Below are 20,088 nucleotides of genomic sequence, written 5' to 3'. Positions count from 1 at the left end.
GACACGAGCGGCGGCTTCGATCCACGCCGTTATATCTCATAAACGATTCACGGAGTCAATGAGTCGTGACCTCACGCGCCGGGCGCTCGTCGGCGCGATCCTCGCGGGTGGGGCGGTCGGGACGGCGTTCTCGCCGGTACGGGGCTATCTCGAACGGTTCGCGCCGCTCTCGGGGTCGGCGTGGGACGCGACCGACGAAACCGATCGGACGGTCGAAAGCCCGTACGGAGCGGCCACGGTACGCTACGACGAGTACGGCGTTCCGAACGTCACCGGCGAGAGCGAACGAGCGCTCTACTTCGCGGTCGGGTACGCCCAGGCACGCGACCGGGGGTTCCAACTGGATCTCCAGCGCCGGCAACTGCGTGGCGAACTCTCGGCGGTCGTCGGGGACGTGACGCTCGATTCCGACGAGTTTCACGTGAAGATGGACTTCGCGGGCGCGGCGCGGGCGAACTGGGACCTCCTCGGCGACACCCGTGCGGGGGCGCTCGTCGAAGCCTACACTGCGGGCGTCAACCGAGTCCTGGCGAACGACCCGTCGGCGGTCGAATTCGCGCTGCTGGCGTACGACCCCGACCCGTGGACGCCGGTCGACACGATGTTGATGCAAAAGCAGATCGCTTGGAACCTCACGGGGAGTTTCCGCACCCTCCGGAAGGCGCTCGTCGCGGACCGTCTTGGCGAGGGTGCAGCGAACGACCTCTACCCGAACCGGTTCGACTTCGACTCGCCGATCGTTCGGGGCGGGAACAACGGGCCAGGAAACCAAGCGGACCACGGCTCGGCGGCAGGAGCCCACGCTGTCGAGCCGGCGCTCGTCGAGTGGTTGGGACAGTTCGAGTCCCCGTTGGGGATCGGCTCGAACAGCTGGGTCGTCTCGGGACAGTACACGGAGAGCGGCGCGCCCATCGTGGCGAACGACCCCCATCTGAGCCTGATGGCCCCACCAGTATGGTACGAGATGACCCTCCGAACCGACGACGTGAGCGTTCGCGGCGTGACGTTTCCGGGGGTGCCGTTCGTCGTCATCGGCGAGAACGACGCCGGCGCGTGGGGTTTCACCAACGCCGGCGCGGACGTCATCGACTTCTATCGCTACGACACCCGAGACGGCGAGTATCGGTACAAGGGGACTGGCGCGAGTTCGACACCGAAGAGCGCGAGATCGCGGTCAGTGACGGCGAGAACCGGCGGGTGACGGTGCGAAAGACCGTTCACGGGCCGGTGATCGAACGCGAGGGTCGACGGGTCGGGGTGGCGTGGACCGGCCACACCGCGACCCGGACCACACGGGCGATCTACGAGTACAGCCAGTGTTCGGGGCTCGACGACATGCTGGCGGCGACCGAGCGCTTCGACTCGCCGACCCAGAACCTCGTCTACGCCGACCGCGACGGCAACACCCTCTACTACGTCACCGGGCAGATCCCGATCCGGACGGTCGACGGCGAGGAAGTCGCGGGGGATCGGGTCTTCGATGGCTCGGCGGGCGAGGGCGAGTGGCGGGGGTTCACCCCCTTTGGAACCTCGTCGTGGGAGGGGTTCGTCCCGTTCGATGAGAAACCCCACGTCGTGAATCCCGACTACCTCGGGACGGCGAACCAGCGGGTCGTCGACCGGCCGAACCACTACCTCGCGGAGGCCTACTCCGATCCCTATCGTGGTATCCGGATCTACGACCTGTTGGACCGGCGCGCGAACTCGGGGGAGCCGATGGATCCGGCGTTCATGAAACGGATGCAACGCGACACGCTCGACCTGCGCGCGAAAGCACTTACCCCCGTTCTCGTTCGCGCCACCCGCGAGGCCGACGACACAGACGACCTCACGAACGACCTCGACGCGCTCGACTCGTGGGGCTACCGGATGGAGCGCGACTCGCTGGCCGCGCTCGTCTTCGTCCACTGGTTCGAGCGTTACCGCGACCTGACGTTCTCGCCCGCGTTCGAGCGCCACGGCCTCGACGAGTCCTCCTACCCCGCCGACTGGGTGCTTCAACACCTCGGCCCCGACAGTCGATGGTTCGGCGACGAGTCGCGGGACGAGGTGATGGTGCGCGCGCTTCGACAAGCCGTCGGCGACATCGAGGACGCAAGCGAGGAGACCTACGGCGACTACAACACCACCGACGCGCTCGACCACCCGCTCGGTCTCGATTTCCTCGAATACCCCACGCGACCGATGGACGGGTCGCGCGCGACGGTGAACAACTACGCCCTCGAGAACCCCACGGGGAGTAGCTGGCGGATGGTCGTCCCGATGGACGGACCGTCGGCGGGCGTCCTCCCCGGCGGGAACTCGGGGAACTACTTCTCCGACCACTACGACGACCAGCTCGGCCGCTGGGCCGACGGCGAGTACAAGTCCATGTCCCGAGAGATACGGGGCACGCCCACGATATCCTTCGAGAACGGAGGCGACCGGTGAGCCTCACGGGCCGCGTTCGCGAGCTCCGTGCCGACGAGCGATCGCGATGGGCGACGATGGTCGTCGCCATCCTCGTGGGACTGGTCGCCGCCGCCCTCCACTGGACTGGGCTGTTCCTCGGCGGTGCCCTCGTGGGGCTCGCCGCCGTCACCCGGAGACGTGCGCTGCTCGCGGGGCTGGGATTCGGCGTTCTGGTCTGGGTCGTCTTCCTCGCGACGCTGCTCGCGAGCGGCGACCTCTGGCAGTACCTCGCGATGGGGGAGATCGCCGTCGTCAGCCTCGCGATCCCGGTAGCGACGGCGACGTTCGCGGCACTCGTGCGCTGGCTGCTGTAGAAGCCGGTTCACACTCGTCGACGCCATCGTCGCTGGCGCAAACGGCAAGAACCAGCGGGCCGAAGAGCCGACCAGCGGCCCGACGGACGCCGACCGCGTCCGGACGGACGCCACCCGTTCCACCATGTCATCCGAAACCCAGCCCGTCGACGACACGCGCGACGCGATCCAGGAGCGCCACACCGAAGCCCGCGAGGAACTCGTCCCCGACGACCCCGTCCGCCACTACATCGGTGGCAAGTGGGTCGAGAGCGCCTCGGGCGAGACGTTCGAGACCCGCGACCCGACGACGGGCGAGGTGCTCGGCGAGGCCCAGGCCGGTACCGGCGAGGACATCGACCGTGCGGTCGCGGCGGCGTGGGACGCCTACGAATCCGAGTGGTCGGATGCCGACCCCACCAAACGCCAGCGCGTGCTGACCGAGATCGCCGACCAGGTCGAGGAGCACCGGAGCGACCTCGCGACGCTCGAAACCCTCGACAACGGCAAGCCGATACGGGAGGCGCGGGCCGACGTGGCGCTGGTGGCCGACCAGTTCCGCTACTTCGCGGGCGCGGCCCGAACCCACGGTGGCGAGACGGTCCCCACCGACCACCGAAAGAACATCCAAACCATTCGCGAGCCCTACGGGGTCGTCGGTGCGGTGGTGCCCTGGAACTTCCCGCTCCTGATCGCGGCCTGGAAGCTCGCACCGGCGCTCGCGGCCGGCAACACTGTCGTCCTCAAACCCGCCGAGGAGACCCCGCTCTCGATTCTCGAACTCATGCGGCTCGTCGGCGACGTCCTCCCCGACGGCGTGGTCAACGTCGTGACGGGCTACGGCGCGGAGGCCGGCGCGCCGCTCACCGAACACCCCGAGGTCCGAAAGGTCTCCTTCACCGGCTCCACGGCGGTCGGTCGGGAGGTCATGAAGGCCGCCGCCGAGAACATTACCGATGTCACTCTCGAACTCGGCGGGAAGAGCCCGGTCGTCGTGTTCCCCGACGCCGACATCGACCAGGCCGTCCGGGTGATGATGCTCGCGATGTTCTACAACACCGGTGAGTGTTGCACTGCCGGCACGCGGCTGTTCGTCCACGAGGATATCTACGAGACGTTCATGGACGCGTTCGTCGAGAGCGCACAGGGACTTCAGATGGGTGATCCGCTTTCGAAAGATACCCGTCTCGGCCCGAAGGTCTCCGAAGAACAGGTCGAGCGCACGCTGTCGTACGTCGAGCAGGCCCGCGAGGACGGCGCGCGGATCGTCACCGGCGGTGGCCAGCCCGAGGACGAAGCGCTCGCGGACGGCTGTTTCGTCGTGCCCACCGTGATCGACGAGATCGACCACGACTCCGAACCCGTCCAAGAGGAGATCTTCGGCCCCGTCGAGGAGGTCTTCGCGTGGTCCGACTACGATGAGATGATCGAGCGGGCGAACGACGTCGAGTACGGCCTCGCGGCGGGGGTCATCACCCAGGACCTCTCGAAGGCGAATCGAGCGGCCCGGGACATCGAGGCGGGCAACATCTGGGTCAACCAGTACAACGACTTCCCCGCCGGCCAGCCCTTCGGCGGCTACAAACACTCCGGCATCGGCCGCGAACAGGCGAAGGAGACCCTCGACCACTACTCACAGACCAAGACGATCAACATGCGTCTCTAGTAGTATCGATCATCGGTTAGGGACGTCAATGGACACGTAGGATCGCTCCCTCCTCAGGACGCAACGATTCGCTGCATCCGACAGCCGTTCTGGCCGGTACGATGTTCGTCGCTAGGTGGAGCCGAAACGGGGTTGGCGCTCGTGAGCGCTCAGGTGTTGGCTTTCACGTTGCTCAACTGCCTGACAAACTCCGGATCTCGATGGTCGCCGAACAGTGACTCGGACTCGTTCAGCCCCGCAATCGAGTTCATGTCCTCGACGCGCAGTTCGAAATCGAAGACGTCGAAGTTCTCGACGATCCGTTCCTCGTGGACCGACTTGGGAATCGCGACGATCCCCCGCTGTATCAGCCATCGAAGAACGACCTGTGCGGCCGATTTGCCGTGCTGCTCGCCGATCGAGACCAGTACGTCGTGCTCGAAGAGGTCGTTCCGTCCCTCGGCGAACGGTCCCCAGGACTCGTGTTGAATCCCGTACTCGTTCAAGAACGCAGCATCGTCGGTCCGCTGACAGAAGGGGTGTGTCTCGATCTGGTTGACGGCGGGGACGACCTCGTTCTGGACGACCAGGTCGACCAGGCGATCCGGGTCGAAGTTGCTAACACCGATAGCCCGGACCTCGTCCTCGTCGTAGAGGTCCTCCATCGCCCGCCACGAGCCGTGAACGTCACCGAAGGGTTGATGGATCAGATACAGATCCAGATAATCCAGCCCCAGTCGATCGAGCGATCGTTCGAACGCCCGCTTCGTGCTCTCGTAGCCAGCATCCTGTATCCAGAGCTTCGTCGTGACGAACACCTCCTCCCGGGGGACGTCGCTCGCCTCGATCGCCCTGCCGACGGCCTCCTCGTTCTCGTACCCGGCCGCGGTATCGACGAGACGGTACCCGGTACGGAGCGCGTCGGCCACGCTTCGTTCACAGACATCGAGGTCCTCGATCTGGTACGTACCGAACCCGAGGACCGGCATTTCCACACCGTTGTTCAGCTCGACGGTTTCGCTTTCCACACCGGAACGTGGACCGCGTCCCGTTTGGACCCGATGCTATTTTGAAAACCCGTTTAAGTCCCCGGCTGGCTCGAAGACGGCTTCATAGAGCATCCTGGATGGTGTATCCGGTTCGGGATCCAGTACGCGGTCGAGAACGAGAACGGATGCTAAGACAACGACACTCTCGATGAAGGCAGCGACGGTCGAATAGCGGCTGCTTTGCAGGTCTCCATCATCATCCGGCGCGTGTCACGTCGAAGAGAGAGGTCGCTGTAGTCGTGTCCCGATCGTCGACGTGAGCAACTGACGCTCCCCTCGACGAAGGAGATTCGACATCGCAGGTTGCGAAATATCCATCTCTTCGGCCAACTCGCCGGCCGTGGCCCCTCGGGGACGATCGTAGTAGCCACGAGAGATGGCGAGCAGCAACGCCTCGTATTGCCGGTCAGTTAGTCCGTACCGTGTGTGTTCGTCCGACGACGGGGAATCCTGTGCGATCGAGATGAGTTCGACCGAAAGGCCGTACTCGTCGCAATGGTTCTGCATGTCGTTGAACGCCTCGTAATCCGGAAAGATCTTCTTCTCGTACCAGCCTTCGGGAGTAACGACCGTTGGTTCTACCTGCGTCTTCGCGAGCCGTCCGGGAACGAACACGTCCGAGACGGCATCGTCCAGTTCGATATTTAGCTGATAGACATCTCGGTCGTTTGCGCGCCCGAGTGCGGTCGTCTCTCGCACTTCAGCGAGGGCGGAGAGGTCGTCCTCGGAAACCTCGTCAGCCGGGTCGAGATGGACGACGAAGACCCGAGAGTCCCTCCCGAGGCAGAGCCCATGGACACACTCGATGCGACCGGATGGTAACGATTCGGCGAAACTGACGAACGGGAGCAAGGGTGAACTGACGAGGAACTCCACGGTGACCGTCATATCGTACCGTGAAGCGTCGTTCGGGCATAACCGTTGAGGGACGATCCCGAAACCGTTGTCGTGGTAGTGGTGGCTGTCGGACCGAAAAGCAGCTGAACGCGACCGCTCGACCAGCGTGACCGAACCTACTCCTCACCGGGGTCGTAGGCGTCGGGGTCGTCGGTTCCCTCGTCGGCGTCGATCGGGTCCGGTTCGTCGACGGGTTCGTCGGTCGGGATCCGGACCGGGCCGTCGTCGGGGTCGTCGACCTTGGGGATCTCGATCCGGAGGACTCCGGTGTCGGTGAGTTTGGCGGTGGCTCCGTCGGGGTCGACGGTCACGCCGGCGGGGAGGTCGACGTGGCCGTCGAGGGTCATCCCGCGACCGGGAAAGCGCATCTCGAAGCCCGCGCGGTGTTCGCGGGTGCGGTCGATACGGACGTGTACGGTTCCATCCGCGAACCGGACCTGGACGTCGTCGATGTCGACGTCCGGCGCGTCGAAGACGACGAGGTAGGCGTCGTCGCTTTCGAGCAGGTCGTTCGGCAGCGGGTGGCGCTCCTGGGCGCGGCCCGCGAGGCGGCCCGCACGACCGACGAGCGCGTCGCCGAACGCCTCGATCTCCCGCCTCATAGCTCGATGGCTTCGAGGCAGTCGGTGCCCCCGCAGTACGGACACTGGAAGTCCTCCACGCCCACGTCGTCGGGCATGTCGTAGGTGTAGTGCAGCTCGAACATGTCCATCTCGCAGTCGTCGTCGGTACAGACGACTTCCAGGGTTGCGGGCATGGCCTCCCGTAGGAACGCGCGTCGTATCAACCCCTGGGTTTTCACACATTCGACGCCACTTCTCGTCATGACGAGCTCGTCGGGACGGCGGATCTACGGGGTGGACTTCAGCGGGGCACGGGACGCGGGCAGGAAGGTCTGGATCGCTGGTGGATACGTCGCGGACGACGAACTCGTCGTCGAGGACTGCCGGTCCGCCGCCGACAGGTTCGGGACGACGGACCGAACGGCGGTCTTCGAGGAGTTGCGGGGGTTCGTTCGCGAGCACCCGTACTGTCTCTTCGGCTTCGACTTCCCGTTCGGGCTCCCGAGAGGGGTCGTCGACGGCGACGAGTGGACGACGGTCATCGACGGGTTCGTAGACCGTTTTGCGGACCCGGCCCATCTCCGAGAGACCTGTACCGAGGACGGAGACGGTCACCGGCTCCGCGCGACGGACGCGCTGGCCGGTGCGATGTGTCCGTACAACATCCGTATTCAGTACCAGACGTACTACGGGGTCGCCGCGGTGCTCCACCCGCTGGTGACCGACCACGGGACTCCGGTCTCACCGATGACGAACCCCGAGGCGGATCCGAGAGGGCTCGTCGAGGTGTACCCGGCGGCCACGCTCGCTCGATACGGTCTCCACCGCGACGGCTACAAGGAGGCCACCGAGCGGGCGAGGACGCGCCGAACGCGGAACCTGGAGGGGTTGGTCGAGCGGGCGGACCTGCGGACGGCCGATTCGCTCCGAGAAACGGTGGCAGCGGACGACGAAGGCGACGCGCTCGACAGCATCGTGGCCGCGTGTGCGGCGTTCCGGGCGGCCCGCGAGGGTCCGCTGTCGATGGGGGACCTGTCCGCCCCCGAGGGATTCGACGGTACCGACGAGGCGTATCGGGAGGTGGTCGGCATCGAAGGCCACATCTACGTGTGAGAGGTCCGCCGACGCCGATCAGGCAGCGCGAATCGGGTTCGATCGATATAGCTGCTGATCTCGAGGTTTCGATATCGGGAAACGCTCGAAGGCGACCTACTGGTCGACGGGGGCTTCCATCGTCTCGGTGTTGATGATCAGTTTGTTGTCCGCGTTCACGACCCCGTCGATCGTCCCCGTGATGGCGAGGCTCGATTTCGGCGTCGGGCCGACGGTGATCGAATCACCCTCGTGGAAGTCGCGCACCGAGCCCTGCAGACGGATCTCGGCCCGGCACTTCTCGGGGTGGTGGACGCTCATCAGGTTGATCTCCTGGATGACCTGCTCCTCAATCGGGTTGCCGTTGTGACCGAGCGGAACGGGTTCGGCCTCGTCCATCTCCTCGATGTCGAGCGCGTTGTACGCGTTCGCCGTCGGTTTGTAGCCGCCCTTCGGCCCCGGAACCCCCTCGACCAGCTGGAGAGCCTTCAGGCTCTGCATCTGGTTGCGGATCGTCCCTGGATTCCGGTCGATCTGTTCCGCTATCGTCTCGCCCTTGACCGCGGTCTCGGTGTCCCGATAGAGGTCGACGAGCTCCTGGAGGATCGTCTTCTGGCTCTCGGTGAGTTCGATCGATGTCATACGTATGCCAACGAATCTACAGCGGTTAAATCTGGTGGACGAAACCACGAAAATCCACCACTAGGTGGCGAAACGTACGATTCTCCGTGGACGTGTCCGTTTTCAACGACTATCCGTCGGGCATCGCTCTCGGGTCGGCCCGCGGTGGAGGGAAACGAGGCGGTCATGGCCAGTTTTTTCGTCCGAGCGCCACTGGTCCACGTGTGAGCGAAGCGCGTGACCCCGATGCCGTCTTCGAGGCCCTCTGTAGCAACCACGCCCGCGAGATCCTCGTGGCCGCCGAGGACGAGCCCCGGTCCGCTCAGAGCCTCGCCGAACGGTGTGGGACCTCGCTGCCGACGGTCTATCGCCGGGTCAACGCGCTCGTCGAACAGGACCTCCTCGAAGAGGTCGTCCGCGTCGCCGACGACGGCAACCACTACACGCTCTACGTCTCGAACCTCGAAACGGTTCGGCTCGATATCGAACGAACCGGCTTCAGCGCGACCGTCCGACTCAAACGCGACATCGTCGACCGCTTCGGCGCGTTCTGGCGCGACCTCGGTGACCGCCCCGAGGAGGTCGGCCGAACGCGATGACCCCGGTCACGACCGTCGCGATCATCACGACCGCTTTCGTCCCACTACGCCAGCCGACGGAGTTCTGGACGACCCTCTCGGCCAGCGTGCTGGTCTTCCTCGCCGGCAGTGTGCTCGCGACCATCAGCTATCTGGCCTATCGCCGCGAACGCGACCGGTCGTTCCAGTTCGCGGCGCTCGGCTTCGGGCTCGTGACCGCCGGCAACCTCGTCATCGTGGTCTACCAGGTCGGGGTCAAGGGCTCGTTCCTCTTGGGTGGCCTCGAACTCCTCAGGATACAGACCCTCAGCGGCGTGCTCGTCGTGGTCGGGCTCCTGTCGTTGCTCTACTCGCTGTATCGGTACTGACCGCCGGTCGTCCTCGAATCGGGGTGTCTTCAACGAGTGAAACCACGGCCGGGAGCTTTATTCGATGCGTTCCAACGGCCGGCCACAATGGAACGATTCGGTCGACGACCGCGACGGACGACGCTCGGAGCGGGTCCGCTCGGATCCACCGAGGGAACGACGGCGACCAGGGAGAAGCGATGACCGACGGCCCCAGCCGACGGGCGTACCTCGGCGGGATGGGGGCGCTCCTCGCGGCCGGTCTCGCGGGCTGTTCGAACGCGCTCGGTGATACCGACGGCACCGCCACCGGCAACGAAACGACGACGAACGCGACGGCCACGACGAACACGACGAGCCCGACGACCGCGGCGAACGCCACCCGGTCCGCGAACGGGACGACTAGCCCCTACACGCGTGTCTACCGGGACACCATCCAGTCGGTAGTGCTGATCGACGCGACCACCCCGGCGGGACCCGCCACGGGGTCGGGCTTCGTCTACCGGAACGGCTACGTGGTGACGAACGAACACGTCGTGAGCGAGGCCTCGTCGGTCCGGGTGCGGTTCGCGGAGGGCGGCTGGCGCTCGGCGTCGGTCGTGGGAACCGACGTTTCGAGCGACCTCGCGGTGCTCGAAGTCTCGAACAAACCGGGCTCCGCGACCGCGCTCCCGCTCGTCGAGACGCGACCGCCGATCGGCACCGAGGTGGTGGCGATCGGCAACCCGTACGGCCGCTTCGACGGCTCGGCGTCGGCCGGGATCGTGAGCGGCGTCAATCGTTCGATCCCCGCCCAGAACGGCTACACCATCCCAGACGCGATCCAGACCGACGCGGCGGTGAACCCGGGGAACTCGGGCGGCCCGCTGATGGACCTCGACTCGCGGGTGGTCGGCGTGATCAACTCCGGCGGCGGCGAGAACATCGCCTTCGCGATCTCGGCGGCGCTCGTCGAGCGGGTCGTCCCCGCGCTCATCGAGGACGGGACGTACACCCACGCGTACCTCGGCGTCGCCTCCGCGACGATGACGCCGTCACTCGCCGAGGCCAACGGTCTCGACCGAACCCGCGGCGTCTACGTCGACGCCGTCTCCCGCGACGGCCCGGCCGCCGGCGTTTTCCAGGGGACCGAGGGTCGACAGCAAGTCGAGGGCGGCGCGGTCCCGACGGGCGGTGACGTGATCGTCGGGGTCGGTGGCACCGCGATCGACACCCGCCAGGAACTCTCCTCGTATCTCGCGCTCAACACCTCGCCCGGCGAGACGGTGCCCGTCACCGTCCGCCGGGACGGGAACCGACGGACCCTCGACGTCACCCTCGGGGAACGACCCGAGCGCGAGGGGGCCGGGATCGCAGGGGGCGAACCGACCACACCCGGCGAGACGCCCACCGGCTGACGGACCGGTCGCCTCGCACGCCGCTCGCACAGGTCGGCAGGAGACTCGGGAATCCCTCACGTCGGCCGGATTCGAATCGAACGGCGATACCGTCGAACGGTCGTGAGGACGGATCGTCTCACACTCGCGTCGGTTTCCCGACCGACTCCGTAGTGGCTGTCGCTGCTATCGATACGTTCGTTCCGCGTGCGACCCGTGGTCGCAACGATCTCGTCCATCGCACCCGCGTGGATGAATCAAGGTTGATAAGTCCGAGCCGACAAAACGGAGGCTCAGAAGGGTCTACCTTGTCTCAGTCTACCACCACCGATCTCTCGAGTCTGGCTTCGAGCGCGAGTCTCATGCTCGTCGGCGGGATACTGGGCTCCTCCTCGAAGCTCGTCGAGCGCATCGTCATCACGCGGGTCCTCGACCCGGGAGTCTACGGGGAGGTCGCGCTCGGCCTCTCCGTGCTCGCGCTGAGCACCACGCTCACCGTCCTCGGTCTGAACCAGGGCATCGCCCGGTACATGTCCCGGTTCGACGACGAACGGGACGTGCGCGGGCTGTGGCTGACCGGGCTGGTGCTGGCGGTCGGGGTCTCGCTCGTCTTCACTACCCTCCTCCTCCTCAACGGACGGACGATCGTCGGGCTGATCTACGACACGCCGGACTCACAGGCGCTCCTCAACCTGTTCATCCTCGCGATCCCCTTCAACGTCGGGTTCTACATGGCGGTCGGGGCGATCAGGGGCTTCGAGAACACGATCTATCGGACCTACAGCCAGGACCTCTTCTACAACGGCTTTCGCTTCTTCCTCATCGTCGCGCTGCTGGTCGCCGGCGTCGGCGTGATGGCCGTCGGCTACGCGTACTTGGCCGCCGCGATGGCGACGGTCGTGGTCGCCCACTTCTTCCTGAACCGTCTCCTCCCGCTCCGGGGTGGGGTCAACCTCTACCCCCGCCGGCTCCTCACCTTCTCGATCCCGCTGGTGCTCGCGGCGATGGTCTCGAAGGTCCTCGGCGAGGTCGACACCCTGATGCTCGGGTACTTCAAGACCAACGTCGTCGTGGGGCTCTACGACCCCGCCTACCAGCTCGCCGCCGGCCTGCCGGTGATACTGAGCTCGTTCGGCTTCCTGTATCTCCCGCTGACCTCCCGGCTCGACTCCGAGAAGAGCTACGACGAGATAAACGAGATCTACAAGGTCACGACGAAGTGGCTCTTCATCGCCGGTTTTCCCCTCTACCTACTGTTCGTCTCGTTCCCCTACGACACCGTCTCGCTGGTCTTCGGTACGGAGTACGCCGGCGGGAGCGACGCCCTCTGGCTTCTGGCGACCGGGTTCTTCATCAGCGCGGCTGTCGGTCGGGCCCAGGACACCCTCGCGGCGATCGGCTATACGCGGATCATCCTCGCGGTCAACACCGTCGCCGCCGTCCTCAACATCGTGCTCAACGCCGTCCTGATACCCGCGTTCGGGCTGATGGGTGCCGCGACGGCGACGGCCATCTCGTTCGTCGCCCTCAACGTCATCGCGTTCGTCGTGCTCTGGTACACCCACGGCATCACACCGTTCTCGAAGTGGACGGTACGGACCTACGTGCTCCTCCCGGGCATCCTGATCCCGGCGATGGTGTTCGTCTCGCAGTATCTCACGCTGACCATCGTCGTCTTCCCGGTGGTGGTCGTCGCGTGCGTCGTCTCGACGGTCGTCGTCGCGGCGCTCACGGGCTGTCTCCAGGCCGAGGACACGATCCCGCTCGAACTGGTCGAGGACAAGCTCCCGGTAACGATCCCGTTCGTCCGACGATACATCCCCGAGGGGAACGACGAAGGGGAGTCGGATCTCACCGCCCAGTTGGACGACTCGGAGTGAACCGTCCCCGGACGGCCTCGATGGTTACCGAACCCGACCGCGTCTCAGCAACGATGATTACCCGGGCCCGCGTTGGGTCACTCGATGGACGACCCAGTGACCGGTGAGCGCCGGTTCGAACGGAGCCACCGACGCCGACCGACCCACGAATGAGCGACGCGTATCGGATCCGACCGTACGAACCGAGCGACGAGGACCGTGTTCGCGCCCTCTACGAAACCGTGAGCGGTCACGGGCCGGACCCGGAGTGGTTCGAGTGGAAGTTCGCCCGGAGCCCCTTCGCCGAGGACGTCCCGATGTTCGTCGCCGAACACGGAGACGACATCGTCGGGATCCGACCGTACCAAGTCGTTCCCCTGTCCGCGGGTGGGACGGCGCTCCGAGCCGGCTACTTCCAGAACATGATGTTGCATCCGGCACATCGCGGCGAAGGGCTGTTCACCCGACTGAACCGGCGGACGATCGACCACCTCGACGGGCGCGTCTCGCTCCTGTTCTGCCTGACGAACGCGAACTCGCGACCGATCTACGCCCACTGGGGCTGGCACGACGTGACGACCGCACGGATGTACTATCGCGTCCAGAACCCCGCCGCCCCGCTCTCGGTGTTCCGCGACGACCGGGTCACGCGAGCCGTCGGACGGATCGGACGCGGTCTCGCCCGCGGCTACCTCGCCGCCTGTGACCGGCTCGTCCGGCGTGATCCCGACGTCCGAATCGAGCACGAGTCGGGGGTCCCCGCCGCGGCGTTGGCTTCGCTGTATCGCCGTCACGTCCCCGACGCACTCCACGTCGGCGGCGACGAGCCCTACTACGAGTGGCGATACGACAGCCCTCGGTGGTCGACGGCGACCCACCTCGCGACGCGCGCCGGCGACCCCGTCGGTGCCATCGTCACCCGGACGCGGACGGCCTTCGGGACGAGGATAACCCACATCGCGGACGTGCTCCCCATGACCGGCATCGAGGAACCCACGCTCGGAGCCCTGCTGACACGGGCACTCGGCCAGCACCGAGACAGTGACGTCGTCGTTGCGACGGAGACGAGCCTTCCCCGCACCCTGCTCCTGAAAAGCGGCTTCGTCCCGGACGACGTCCCGCTGCTGCGCCGGTTTCGCACCGGCTACGTGTTGTTCGTGACGGCGCTCGACGACACGACCGTCGGGTTCGAGACCGCGGACGACTGGGCCCTGCCGCTCGCCGTGCGGGATACGAGCTGACCGGTTTCGGTCCTCAGTCGAGGTGGCGCTGGAACCAGCACTCGAGCGTCGTGATCGCCGCGAGCGAGGTCGTCATGTGGTTGGCCTCCCCGCGGAGGTGTTCGCGTCGGAGCCGGCGGATCTCGTCGGCGTCGAACCACGGCCGATCGCAGGCCCCGCGGAGGAGGTCGTCGATGCGCTCGCGCAACCCCTCGTGCTCGCGGTACCAGATGTCGGGTTCGTGGGCCCCGCCGTAGGCGACCTTCGAGCGGAGTCGGGCGGTACCGGTCTTGACGACGAAACCCGCGAGATGGGCCAAAAAGGGTCGACGTGGGCCGAGCCCCGTCCGTTCGTAGGGGATCCGGTCCAGCCCGTTGTCGAGTTCGCGCGCCAGCTCGTGCTTCGGTCGCGTCATCCCGTACGGGATCGAGCCACCGGTGAGCGGGAACGTCCCCATCCGGTACGCCTGTGGCAGCGCCGCGGTGTGTTCGAGGAAGTCCTTGTTGACGAACGGTACGCGCGTCCCGGCCTGGCTCCGTGGCACCGTGTTGCTCGCGAGGGTCATCCGCGAGTAGTAGTTGGTATAGTGGACGTCGAGCATCCGCCCCCGCTGTGTCGTCTCGTCGCTCTCGGCGACCGTCTCCTTGAAGGTCCGGAGCGGGTCGGCGTCGATGGCCAGGAGGGACTGGACGGTGTCGGTATCGACCATCTGCTCGCTTCGGACCAGCCCCTCGACCGCCGAGTCGTGCTCGACGAAGTTGTATCGGCGGGGATGCTGGCCGATCAGCTCGCCCTGTCCCGACGCTTCGAGGAGGACGTTCGCCGGTTCGCCATCGAGGTTGAATATCGTCGAGAGGTTGAGCAGCGACGACCACCGGAGCATGCCGTCGGTGAGGTCGACGCTCGTCTCGAAGACGTCGAGGAAGCGATCGGGCGTCATCACGAGCTCCTCGACCTCGACGCCGAGCTGTGCGGCCACCCGTCGGGCGATCGCCGGATTGCCGCCACCTCGCGGGTTCGCGTCGTAGGTGTAGGCGACGAGCGAATCGAACGTGCGACCGGCGTTCCGAGCCAACCCGTCCGCCAGCGTTCGGCTGTCGAGCCCGCCGGAGAGCCACAGTCCGGCGGTGTCGCCGAAGGTCGAGGAGGCCTCGTCGACCGCCTCTCGATACCGGGTCTTCAGCTCGGGGATGTACCCTCGGCGCGGCGCGCTCTCGAAGTCGGGCTTCCAGTAGCGTTCGGTTCGCACCTCCCCCTCGGAGTACTCGAGTACCGTCGCCGGTGGCAGTGCCTTCACCTCGTCGACGAGCGTTCGGTCCCCCCAGAGGTTCCCCAGAAGGAGCATGTCGCTCACCGCCTGCTCGTCGACGATCGGGTCGTCGAGCTCGGGTAGGAGCGTACTGAGCGAGGAGCCGAACAGCGCCCGGTCCTCGACGTAGTAACACGGTCGCGTACCGAGCTTGTCGGTCGCGACCAGCACCCGGTCGGTCTCACCCCGGGTGTCGAGACAGACGACGGCGAACGACCCATCGAGGTCGGCGAGCGTCGCCGGGGCATCGAGCAGCCGGTCGAACACCTCGGCCGGTCGGTCGTGGTCGGGTATCCCGCCGTAGACGATACCCATGCGGCCGTCGCCCTGCCACGTGGTGTGGCCGAGCGGGTCGCGGTCCCCGTGGTGAGCGAACCCGATACCGTGGGTTCCGCCCTCGAAGAACTCGTGTTCGTACCAGGGTTCGTGGTACATCCCGTCGGCCAGTTGCTGGAGCGGTCGTCCGGTGACCGCCCCACCGACGAACCCGGTCATGGCGACCCCCGCGGCCCCGTTCTACTGTTCGTCTCTGATGTCATTCTCAATAGGAGTGTCGGGGGATAGCATTCGTCCCCACAGTGAACGTCGGCGTATCGGGCGTCCCTGGTATGTTCGTCATGTCTTGCGTCGTCGTGGCTATACGCCGAAAAAGATATCGAAGTGATACGAACGAACGCGACCGGCCGATATCGGCGACGCAGAGCGCGTCGAATCGGTCCGCGGCGAAAGAAACGGCGTTCGCCACTCACGAGACGGATCTCAGAACCGGAACTCGCCGATGGTCTCGCCGGCCGACCGGATAGCGACCCGACCGGCCACGGCCGCGAGCACTACCGTGGCCACCAACCCACCCAGCGTGACCGCCGTCCGGGGGACCCCAACTGTGTCGCCCGCCCACGCCGCGACGACCGGAACGCCCATCACGAGCCCCGGGAGCGAGACGGCCAGCAGCACCAACGAGTAGACGAGGAAGGCCGACAGGCTCGGCACGACGGCCTTCCGGCTCCGGCTGATCCGCGTGCGCTCGAACTTCGGATACGCCGTCCCGACGCCGGCACCGACCGCACAGGCACCGGCACACAGGACGACGCCGAGCAGGCCGACCGCGACCGAGCCGACGACGTCGAGGGGGCTCAGTATCCCGAGCCCCGTCGCGACGAGCGCGGTCACCGGTGCCCCCACGACCAGCCCGGCCAGCATCAGTCCGGAGAGCACCTGTTCGCCCGAGACCGGCGTCGTGAGCGTGACTGGCAACACCGCCCCCTCGTCGCCGAGCGGGTTGAGCGTGAACGACGCACCCGTCGCCCACGCCCCGTAGATGGCGACCGCCGCCGGCAACACCGGCGCGACCGTCCCCGATTCGATGCTTCGGCGGATCGGGTCGACGAGGAAGAAGACCGGGATGACCGCGTACTGGAGCTTCATCGGCGCTCGATAGGCCCGCCGCCAGCTCTTCTGGGCCACCCGAAGCGTCGGTCGCGGGACGCGCTCGCCGAACAGCCGGTCCGAGACCCCCGTCGCGAGCACGTCGGTCTCGGCGGTCGGTACCGACGAAGCGGTCGTTTCAGCGGAACCGCTTTCGGAGGTATTCGAGGTCGCCGAGGACCGTCCGCCCAGTATCGAACCCCCGCCGTGGCCGGGCTGCACGGAGTCGTTGTACCAGAGCCCACGGTCGAGCCGGACGACGACCCACGTCAGCAGCGGCACGGCGACCACCAGTGTCACCGCGGCCACCGCCGGTCGCACGACCCCGATGGCCGGGTCGGGGGTACCGAACAGCGCGAGGTCGGTGATCCAACCGAGCGGCGTTCGCTGGACCACGCCGAACGCTTGCCCGAGGATGCTGTTCAGGCCGTCGCTCCACAGCATCGCCAGGTAGGCGAGAAAGAGCGCGATGCTCAACACCGTCTTGAGCCGTGCAACTATCGCGAAGCGGGAAACGAGGGTCTTGATGACCAGCCCTAGCACGAACCCGAGGACGACGCCGAGCGCGAGCGCGGCGAGCAGCACGACCGGGGCGACGACGACGCTCGCCGGTGTGCCCGCGCCGAGGGCGAACAGGAGCCCCGCCACCACGAGCGGGAGCACGGCGATCCCGGCGACGACCGCGTAGTCGGCGAGGAGCAGCCCGACCGCCGCCGCGGCGGGCGAGGTGGCCGTCAGTATCCCCGCGGGCGCATCGAGCGCGTTCTGGTTCTGTACCGTTCGAACCCCCGTGATGAAGACGACGTAGCCACAGACGCCGAGAACGATGCCGCGGGCGATCGGGAGCGCGTCGGCGAATCCCTCGGTGCCGACCATCGTCCCGAACGAGTAGGCCCCGCCCAGGAACACCAGGACGAACACCAGCCCGAAGAGAGCGCCGAAGGCCCAGACGACGAGCATCCGGTCGTTCTCGCCGAGCGTTCGACGGCGGCGGCGGAGCTCGGTCCGGACGACCAGTCGGGCGTCGTCGAGAACGTGCCCAAGGCCATCGGGCGAGCTCATTCGGCCGGGCCGGCCTCCCGTTCGACGGGCCGTTCCGCGGTGAGTTCGAGGAAGACGTCTTCGAGGGAGCTCCCGGCACCGGTTTCGACGCGGTCCTTGAGACGGTCGGGCGCGCCCTCGGCGACCATCGTGCCGTCGAAGAGCACGCCGACCGTGTCCGCGAGCTCCTCGACGACCGGGAGGATGTGCGTCGAGAGGAACACGGTCGAGTCCCCGGCGGCGACCTCGGCGATGATCTCCCGGACGGTCCGGGCGGCCCGGGGATCGAGCCCGGAGGTGGGTTCGTCGAGGAAGACGACCGACGGCTCGTGGAGCAGCGCCTGGATGATGCCGGTCTTCTGTTTCATCCCCTTCGAGTAGGTCGCGATCCGGTCGTCGGCGGCCCCGGTGAGGTCGAAGCGGTCGAGGAGCGTCCCGATACGCTCGGCGGCCCGCTCGGTCGCCATGTCGCGCAGCCCGGCGATGTAGGTGAGCTGTTCGCGGCCCGTGAGCTCGTCGTACAACGGCGGTTCCTCGGGGAGGTAGCCGATGTGCGGGGTCACCTTCGAGCGATCCTCGACGGAGTGGCCCATGATCCGCGCCGACCCGGCCGAGGGGCGGGTGAGCGTGGTGAGCATCCGGATCGTCGAGGTCTTGCCCGCGCCGTTCGGCCCGAGAAACCCGTAGATCGTCCCGCGGTCGATCGAGAACTGGAGGTCGTGGACGGCCCGCGTCCCCCCGTACCGCTTTTCGAGGCCGTCGGCTTCGATGGCGAGCGGTTCGGTCATGCGCCGATCGACCGACCGCGACCTGATAAATCCTGATACCAGTTCCCGCTGATTTAACCGGGCGACGGTCGGTGACGATCTCGTTCCTGGCCCACCCGATCCGTTCCATCCCGACACGCCTACCCGTCTCAGAAGGGTACTGTCAGTGTGTCTGAAACAGGGCGTTCGGTACGGTCCCTCTGGAATCGATATCGGTCGATACCGGTCGTGTATCGTCTCGCGGTCTCGTTCGTGCTCGGCGTCGTCGTCGCCTTCGGCGTTGGCGAACCGGCGACGGTGCTCGCCCCCGTCGGCGACCTCTTCCTCCGGCTGCTCCAGATGATCGTGGTTCCGGTCGTCGTCTTCAGCCTCCTCGTCGGCGTTCGACAGCTCTCGCCAACGCAGATGGGGCGCGTCGGGGGCAGCGTCGTGGGGCTCTACGCGGTGACGACGACCGTCGCCGGCGTCATCGGGCTCACGGTGGCGAACCTCCTCGATCCGGGGACCGGCCTCGCCTTCACCGGGGGCGAAGCACAGTCGGCGCAGGTCCCGAGCCTTCAGGAACTCGTTCTCGGGATCGTCCCCGAGAACCCCTTGAACGCCCTCGCGGAGGGGAACCTCCTCCCGATCATCTTCTTCACGATCGTCTTCGGGATCGCGCTGGCGATCGCCCGCGACACGGCCACCGACGAGTCGGTGCGCCGTGGGGCCGAGACCTTCTTCTCGCTGGCCGAGGCCGGTATGGAGGCCCTGTTCACCATCGTCTGGGGTGTGATGGAGTTCGGCGTCGTCGGGGTCTTCGCGCTCGTCGCCGCCGAACTCGCTGGAGAGGACGTCGGCGCGGTCCTCGCGCTGGCGTCGCTTGTCGGGGTCGTCGCCCTCGGCGTGGTCGTCCACATCGGGGTCACGTACCTCGGCGGCATCGTCGGTGGGCTCCTCGGGAAGTCACCCGTCGCGTTCCTCCACGGGGCGAAGAACGCCATGGTGATGGCGTTCAGCACCCGGTCGTCGAGCGCGACGCTGCCGGTCACGATGCGCGACGCCGAGGAGAACCTCCGGATCGACGAGAGCGTCTACGGCTTCTCGCTGCCGTTCGGTTCGACCGCCAACATGGACGGGGCGGCGATCCGACAGACCGTGACGGTGGTGTTCGCCGCGAACGTGGTGGGACAGCCGCTCGACCTCGGGACCCAGGTCTCGGTGCTCCTCGTAACGGTCCTGATCAGCATCGGCACCGCCGGGGTTCCCGGCGCGGGGCTGATCATGCTCACCGTGATCCTCCAGCAGGCGAGCCTCCCGCTGACCGTCGTCGGCTTCGTCGCCGCCGTCGACCCACTTCTGGGTCGGATCGCGACGATGAACAACGTGACCGGCGACCTCGCGGTCTCGGCGCTCGCCGCGAAGTGGAACCGGGCGATCGACTTCGGGAGCGGAACCTGGGTCGATGGCGGAACGAGCACGGCGGCGGATTCGGTCGCCGACGACTGACGAACCCGTTCTTCTCACGAAGCCGAGTCTCCGCCAGTGTGTCGAACGGTGACGGATCCCCGCGGGG

The 20,088-nt window shown here is 66.7% G+C and carries 17 protein-coding genes and 1 pseudogene; 10 read left to right on the top strand and 8 right to left on the bottom strand.

The genetic code is table 11. The features are described 5' to 3' along the window. Positions 1-58 precede the first annotated feature (58 nt). The 3 genes and pseudogenes from GT355_RS18560 to GT355_RS11675 all read left to right on the top strand — a co-directional run bounded on the left by GT355_RS18560 (position 59) and on the right by GT355_RS11675 (position 4,410). Positions 59-2,430 (top strand): annotated as a pseudogene (locus GT355_RS18560) (penicillin acylase family protein). Further along, positions 2,427-2,765 (top strand): hypothetical protein, encoded by a 339-nt coding sequence (locus GT355_RS11680; protein ID WP_160134801.1) that lies wholly within the window; start codon positions 2,427-2,429, stop codon positions 2,763-2,765. The pseudogene GT355_RS18560 and the gene GT355_RS11680 overlap by 4 nt, the downstream one beginning before the upstream one ends. Positions 2,766-2,889: 124 nt before the next feature. Next, complete coding sequence (locus tag GT355_RS11675; protein WP_160134800.1) at positions 2,890-4,410, top strand: aldehyde dehydrogenase family protein; 1,521 nt, start codon at positions 2,890-2,892, stop codon at positions 4,408-4,410. A gap of 149 nt (positions 4,411-4,559) precedes the next feature. On the opposite strand, the gene GT355_RS11670 is transcribed toward GT355_RS11675, so the two are convergent. The 4 genes from GT355_RS11670 to GT355_RS18055 all read right to left on the bottom strand — a co-directional run bounded on the left by GT355_RS11670 (position 4,560) and on the right by GT355_RS18055 (position 7,092). After that, on the bottom strand, positions 4,560-5,417 hold the full coding sequence (locus GT355_RS11670) for an aldo/keto reductase (protein ID WP_240145800.1): 858 nt from the start codon (positions 5,415-5,417) through the stop codon (positions 4,560-4,562). 231 nt (positions 5,418-5,648) lie between these two features. After that, complete coding sequence (locus GT355_RS11665; RefSeq protein ID WP_160134799.1) at positions 5,649-6,326, bottom strand: helix-turn-helix domain-containing protein; 678 nt, start codon at positions 6,324-6,326, stop codon at positions 5,649-5,651. A gap of 125 nt (positions 6,327-6,451) precedes the next feature. After that, entirely contained in the window at positions 6,452-6,937 is a 486-nt protein-coding gene (locus GT355_RS11660) for an Hsp20/alpha crystallin family protein (protein WP_160134798.1), read from the bottom strand. Next, a complete protein-coding gene (locus tag GT355_RS18055) occupies positions 6,934-7,092 on the bottom strand; it encodes a DUF7559 family protein (RefSeq protein WP_192928008.1) in 159 nt (52 codons plus the stop codon). Before GT355_RS18055 ends, GT355_RS11660 begins: the two co-directional genes overlap by 4 nt. A 67-nt stretch (positions 7,093-7,159) precedes the next feature. On the opposite strand from GT355_RS18055, the gene GT355_RS11655 reads away from it, so the two are divergent. Then, on the top strand, positions 7,160-8,011 hold the full coding sequence (locus tag GT355_RS11655; protein WP_160134797.1) for a DUF429 domain-containing protein: 852 nt from the start codon (positions 7,160-7,162) through the stop codon (positions 8,009-8,011). 96 nt (positions 8,012-8,107) lie between these two features. Here the strand turns inward: GT355_RS11655 and GT355_RS11650 are convergent, their stop codons facing one another. After that, positions 8,108-8,632 (bottom strand): HTH domain-containing protein, encoded by a 525-nt coding sequence (locus GT355_RS11650; RefSeq protein ID WP_160134796.1) that lies wholly within the window; start codon positions 8,630-8,632, stop codon positions 8,108-8,110. A 203-nt stretch (positions 8,633-8,835) separates the two neighbouring features. Between GT355_RS11650 and GT355_RS11645 the strand changes: the two genes are divergently transcribed. The 5 genes from GT355_RS11645 to GT355_RS11625 all read left to right on the top strand — a co-directional run bounded on the left by GT355_RS11645 (position 8,836) and on the right by GT355_RS11625 (position 14,012). Further along, positions 8,836-9,210 carry a transcriptional regulator gene (locus GT355_RS11645; protein WP_160134795.1) on the top strand — a complete coding sequence of 125 codons (375 nt, stop codon included), beginning with the start codon at positions 8,836-8,838 and terminating at the stop codon, positions 9,208-9,210. Continuing rightward, the gene (locus GT355_RS11640; protein ID WP_160134794.1) at positions 9,207-9,557 is read left to right on the top strand and encodes a DUF7521 family protein; all 351 of its coding nucleotides are present in this window, start codon (positions 9,207-9,209) and stop codon (positions 9,555-9,557) included. Before GT355_RS11645 ends, GT355_RS11640 begins: the two co-directional genes overlap by 4 nt. 179 nt (positions 9,558-9,736) lie before the next feature. After that, positions 9,737-10,933, top strand: coding sequence for a S1C family serine protease (locus tag GT355_RS11635; RefSeq protein WP_160134793.1), 1,197 nt, complete (start codon positions 9,737-9,739; stop codon positions 10,931-10,933). A 341-nt stretch (positions 10,934-11,274) separates the two neighbouring features. Further along, positions 11,275-12,792 (top strand): flippase, encoded by a 1,518-nt coding sequence (locus tag GT355_RS11630; protein WP_160134792.1) that lies wholly within the window; start codon positions 11,275-11,277, stop codon positions 12,790-12,792. A 149-nt stretch (positions 12,793-12,941) separates the two neighbouring features. After that, positions 12,942-14,012 (top strand): GNAT family N-acetyltransferase, encoded by a 1,071-nt coding sequence (locus tag GT355_RS11625; RefSeq protein WP_160134791.1) that lies wholly within the window; start codon positions 12,942-12,944, stop codon positions 14,010-14,012. Between the two features lie 13 nt (positions 14,013-14,025). Here the strand turns inward: GT355_RS11625 and GT355_RS11620 are convergent, their stop codons facing one another. From GT355_RS11620 to GT355_RS11610, 3 genes are all read right to left on the bottom strand, one after another. Then, positions 14,026-15,795 carry an asparagine synthase-related protein gene (locus GT355_RS11620; RefSeq protein ID WP_160134790.1) on the bottom strand — a complete coding sequence of 590 codons (1,770 nt, stop codon included), beginning with the start codon at positions 15,793-15,795 and terminating at the stop codon, positions 14,026-14,028. Between the two features lie 264 nt (positions 15,796-16,059). Continuing rightward, complete coding sequence (locus tag GT355_RS11615; protein ID WP_240145799.1) at positions 16,060-17,787, bottom strand: hypothetical protein; 1,728 nt, start codon at positions 17,785-17,787, stop codon at positions 16,060-16,062. Continuing rightward, positions 17,784-18,554: an ABC transporter ATP-binding protein gene (locus tag GT355_RS11610; protein WP_160134789.1), complete on the bottom strand. Its 771-nt coding sequence runs from the start codon at positions 18,552-18,554 to the stop codon at positions 17,784-17,786. The genes GT355_RS11615 and GT355_RS11610 overlap by 4 nt, the downstream gene beginning before the upstream one ends. A gap of 147 nt (positions 18,555-18,701) precedes the next feature. On the opposite strand from GT355_RS11610, the gene GT355_RS11605 reads away from it, so the two are divergent. Beyond that, positions 18,702-20,021 carry a dicarboxylate/amino acid:cation symporter gene (locus GT355_RS11605; RefSeq protein WP_420825967.1) on the top strand — a complete coding sequence of 440 codons (1,320 nt, stop codon included), beginning with the start codon at positions 18,702-18,704 and terminating at the stop codon, positions 20,019-20,021. Positions 20,022-20,088: the final 67 nt, after the last annotated feature.

The sequence above is a fragment of the Halococcus salsus genome (genome assembly GCF_009900715.1).
In the GTDB taxonomy this organism is placed as follows: domain Archaea; phylum Halobacteriota; class Halobacteria; order Halobacteriales; family Halococcaceae; genus Halococcus; species Halococcus salsus.
This window is presented reverse-complemented; position numbering and strand designations above follow the sequence as displayed.

Excerpts from the sequence above, each read along its gene's own strand:
- GT355_RS11675 (WP_160134800.1), top strand. The coding sequence starts at position 2,890 with ATGTCATCCGAAACCCAGCCCGTCGACGACACGCGCGACGCGATCCAG.
- GT355_RS11665 (WP_160134799.1), bottom strand. The coding sequence starts at position 6,326 with ATGACGGTCACCGTGGAGTTCCTCGTCAGTTCACCCTTGCTCCCGTTC.
- GT355_RS11660 (WP_160134798.1), bottom strand. The coding sequence starts at position 6,937 with ATGAGGCGGGAGATCGAGGCGTTCGGCGACGCGCTCGTCGGTCGTGCG.
- GT355_RS18055 (WP_192928008.1), bottom strand. The coding sequence starts at position 7,092 with ATGCCCGCAACCCTGGAAGTCGTCTGTACCGACGACGACTGCGAGATG.
- GT355_RS11655 (WP_160134797.1), top strand. The coding sequence starts at position 7,160 with ATGACGAGCTCGTCGGGACGGCGGATCTACGGGGTGGACTTCAGCGGG.
- GT355_RS11650 (WP_160134796.1), bottom strand. The coding sequence starts at position 8,632 with ATGACATCGATCGAACTCACCGAGAGCCAGAAGACGATCCTCCAGGAG.
- GT355_RS11640 (WP_160134794.1), top strand. The coding sequence starts at position 9,207 with ATGACCCCGGTCACGACCGTCGCGATCATCACGACCGCTTTCGTCCCA.
- GT355_RS11635 (WP_160134793.1), top strand. The coding sequence starts at position 9,737 with ATGACCGACGGCCCCAGCCGACGGGCGTACCTCGGCGGGATGGGGGCG.
- GT355_RS11630 (WP_160134792.1), top strand. The coding sequence starts at position 11,275 with ATGCTCGTCGGCGGGATACTGGGCTCCTCCTCGAAGCTCGTCGAGCGC.
- GT355_RS11625 (WP_160134791.1), top strand. The coding sequence starts at position 12,942 with ATGAGCGACGCGTATCGGATCCGACCGTACGAACCGAGCGACGAGGAC.
- GT355_RS11620 (WP_160134790.1), bottom strand. The coding sequence starts at position 15,795 with ATGACCGGGTTCGTCGGTGGGGCGGTCACCGGACGACCGCTCCAGCAA.
- GT355_RS11615 (WP_240145799.1), bottom strand. The coding sequence starts at position 17,787 with ATGAGCTCGCCCGATGGCCTTGGGCACGTTCTCGACGACGCCCGACTG.
- GT355_RS11610 (WP_160134789.1), bottom strand. The coding sequence starts at position 18,554 with ATGACCGAACCGCTCGCCATCGAAGCCGACGGCCTCGAAAAGCGGTAC.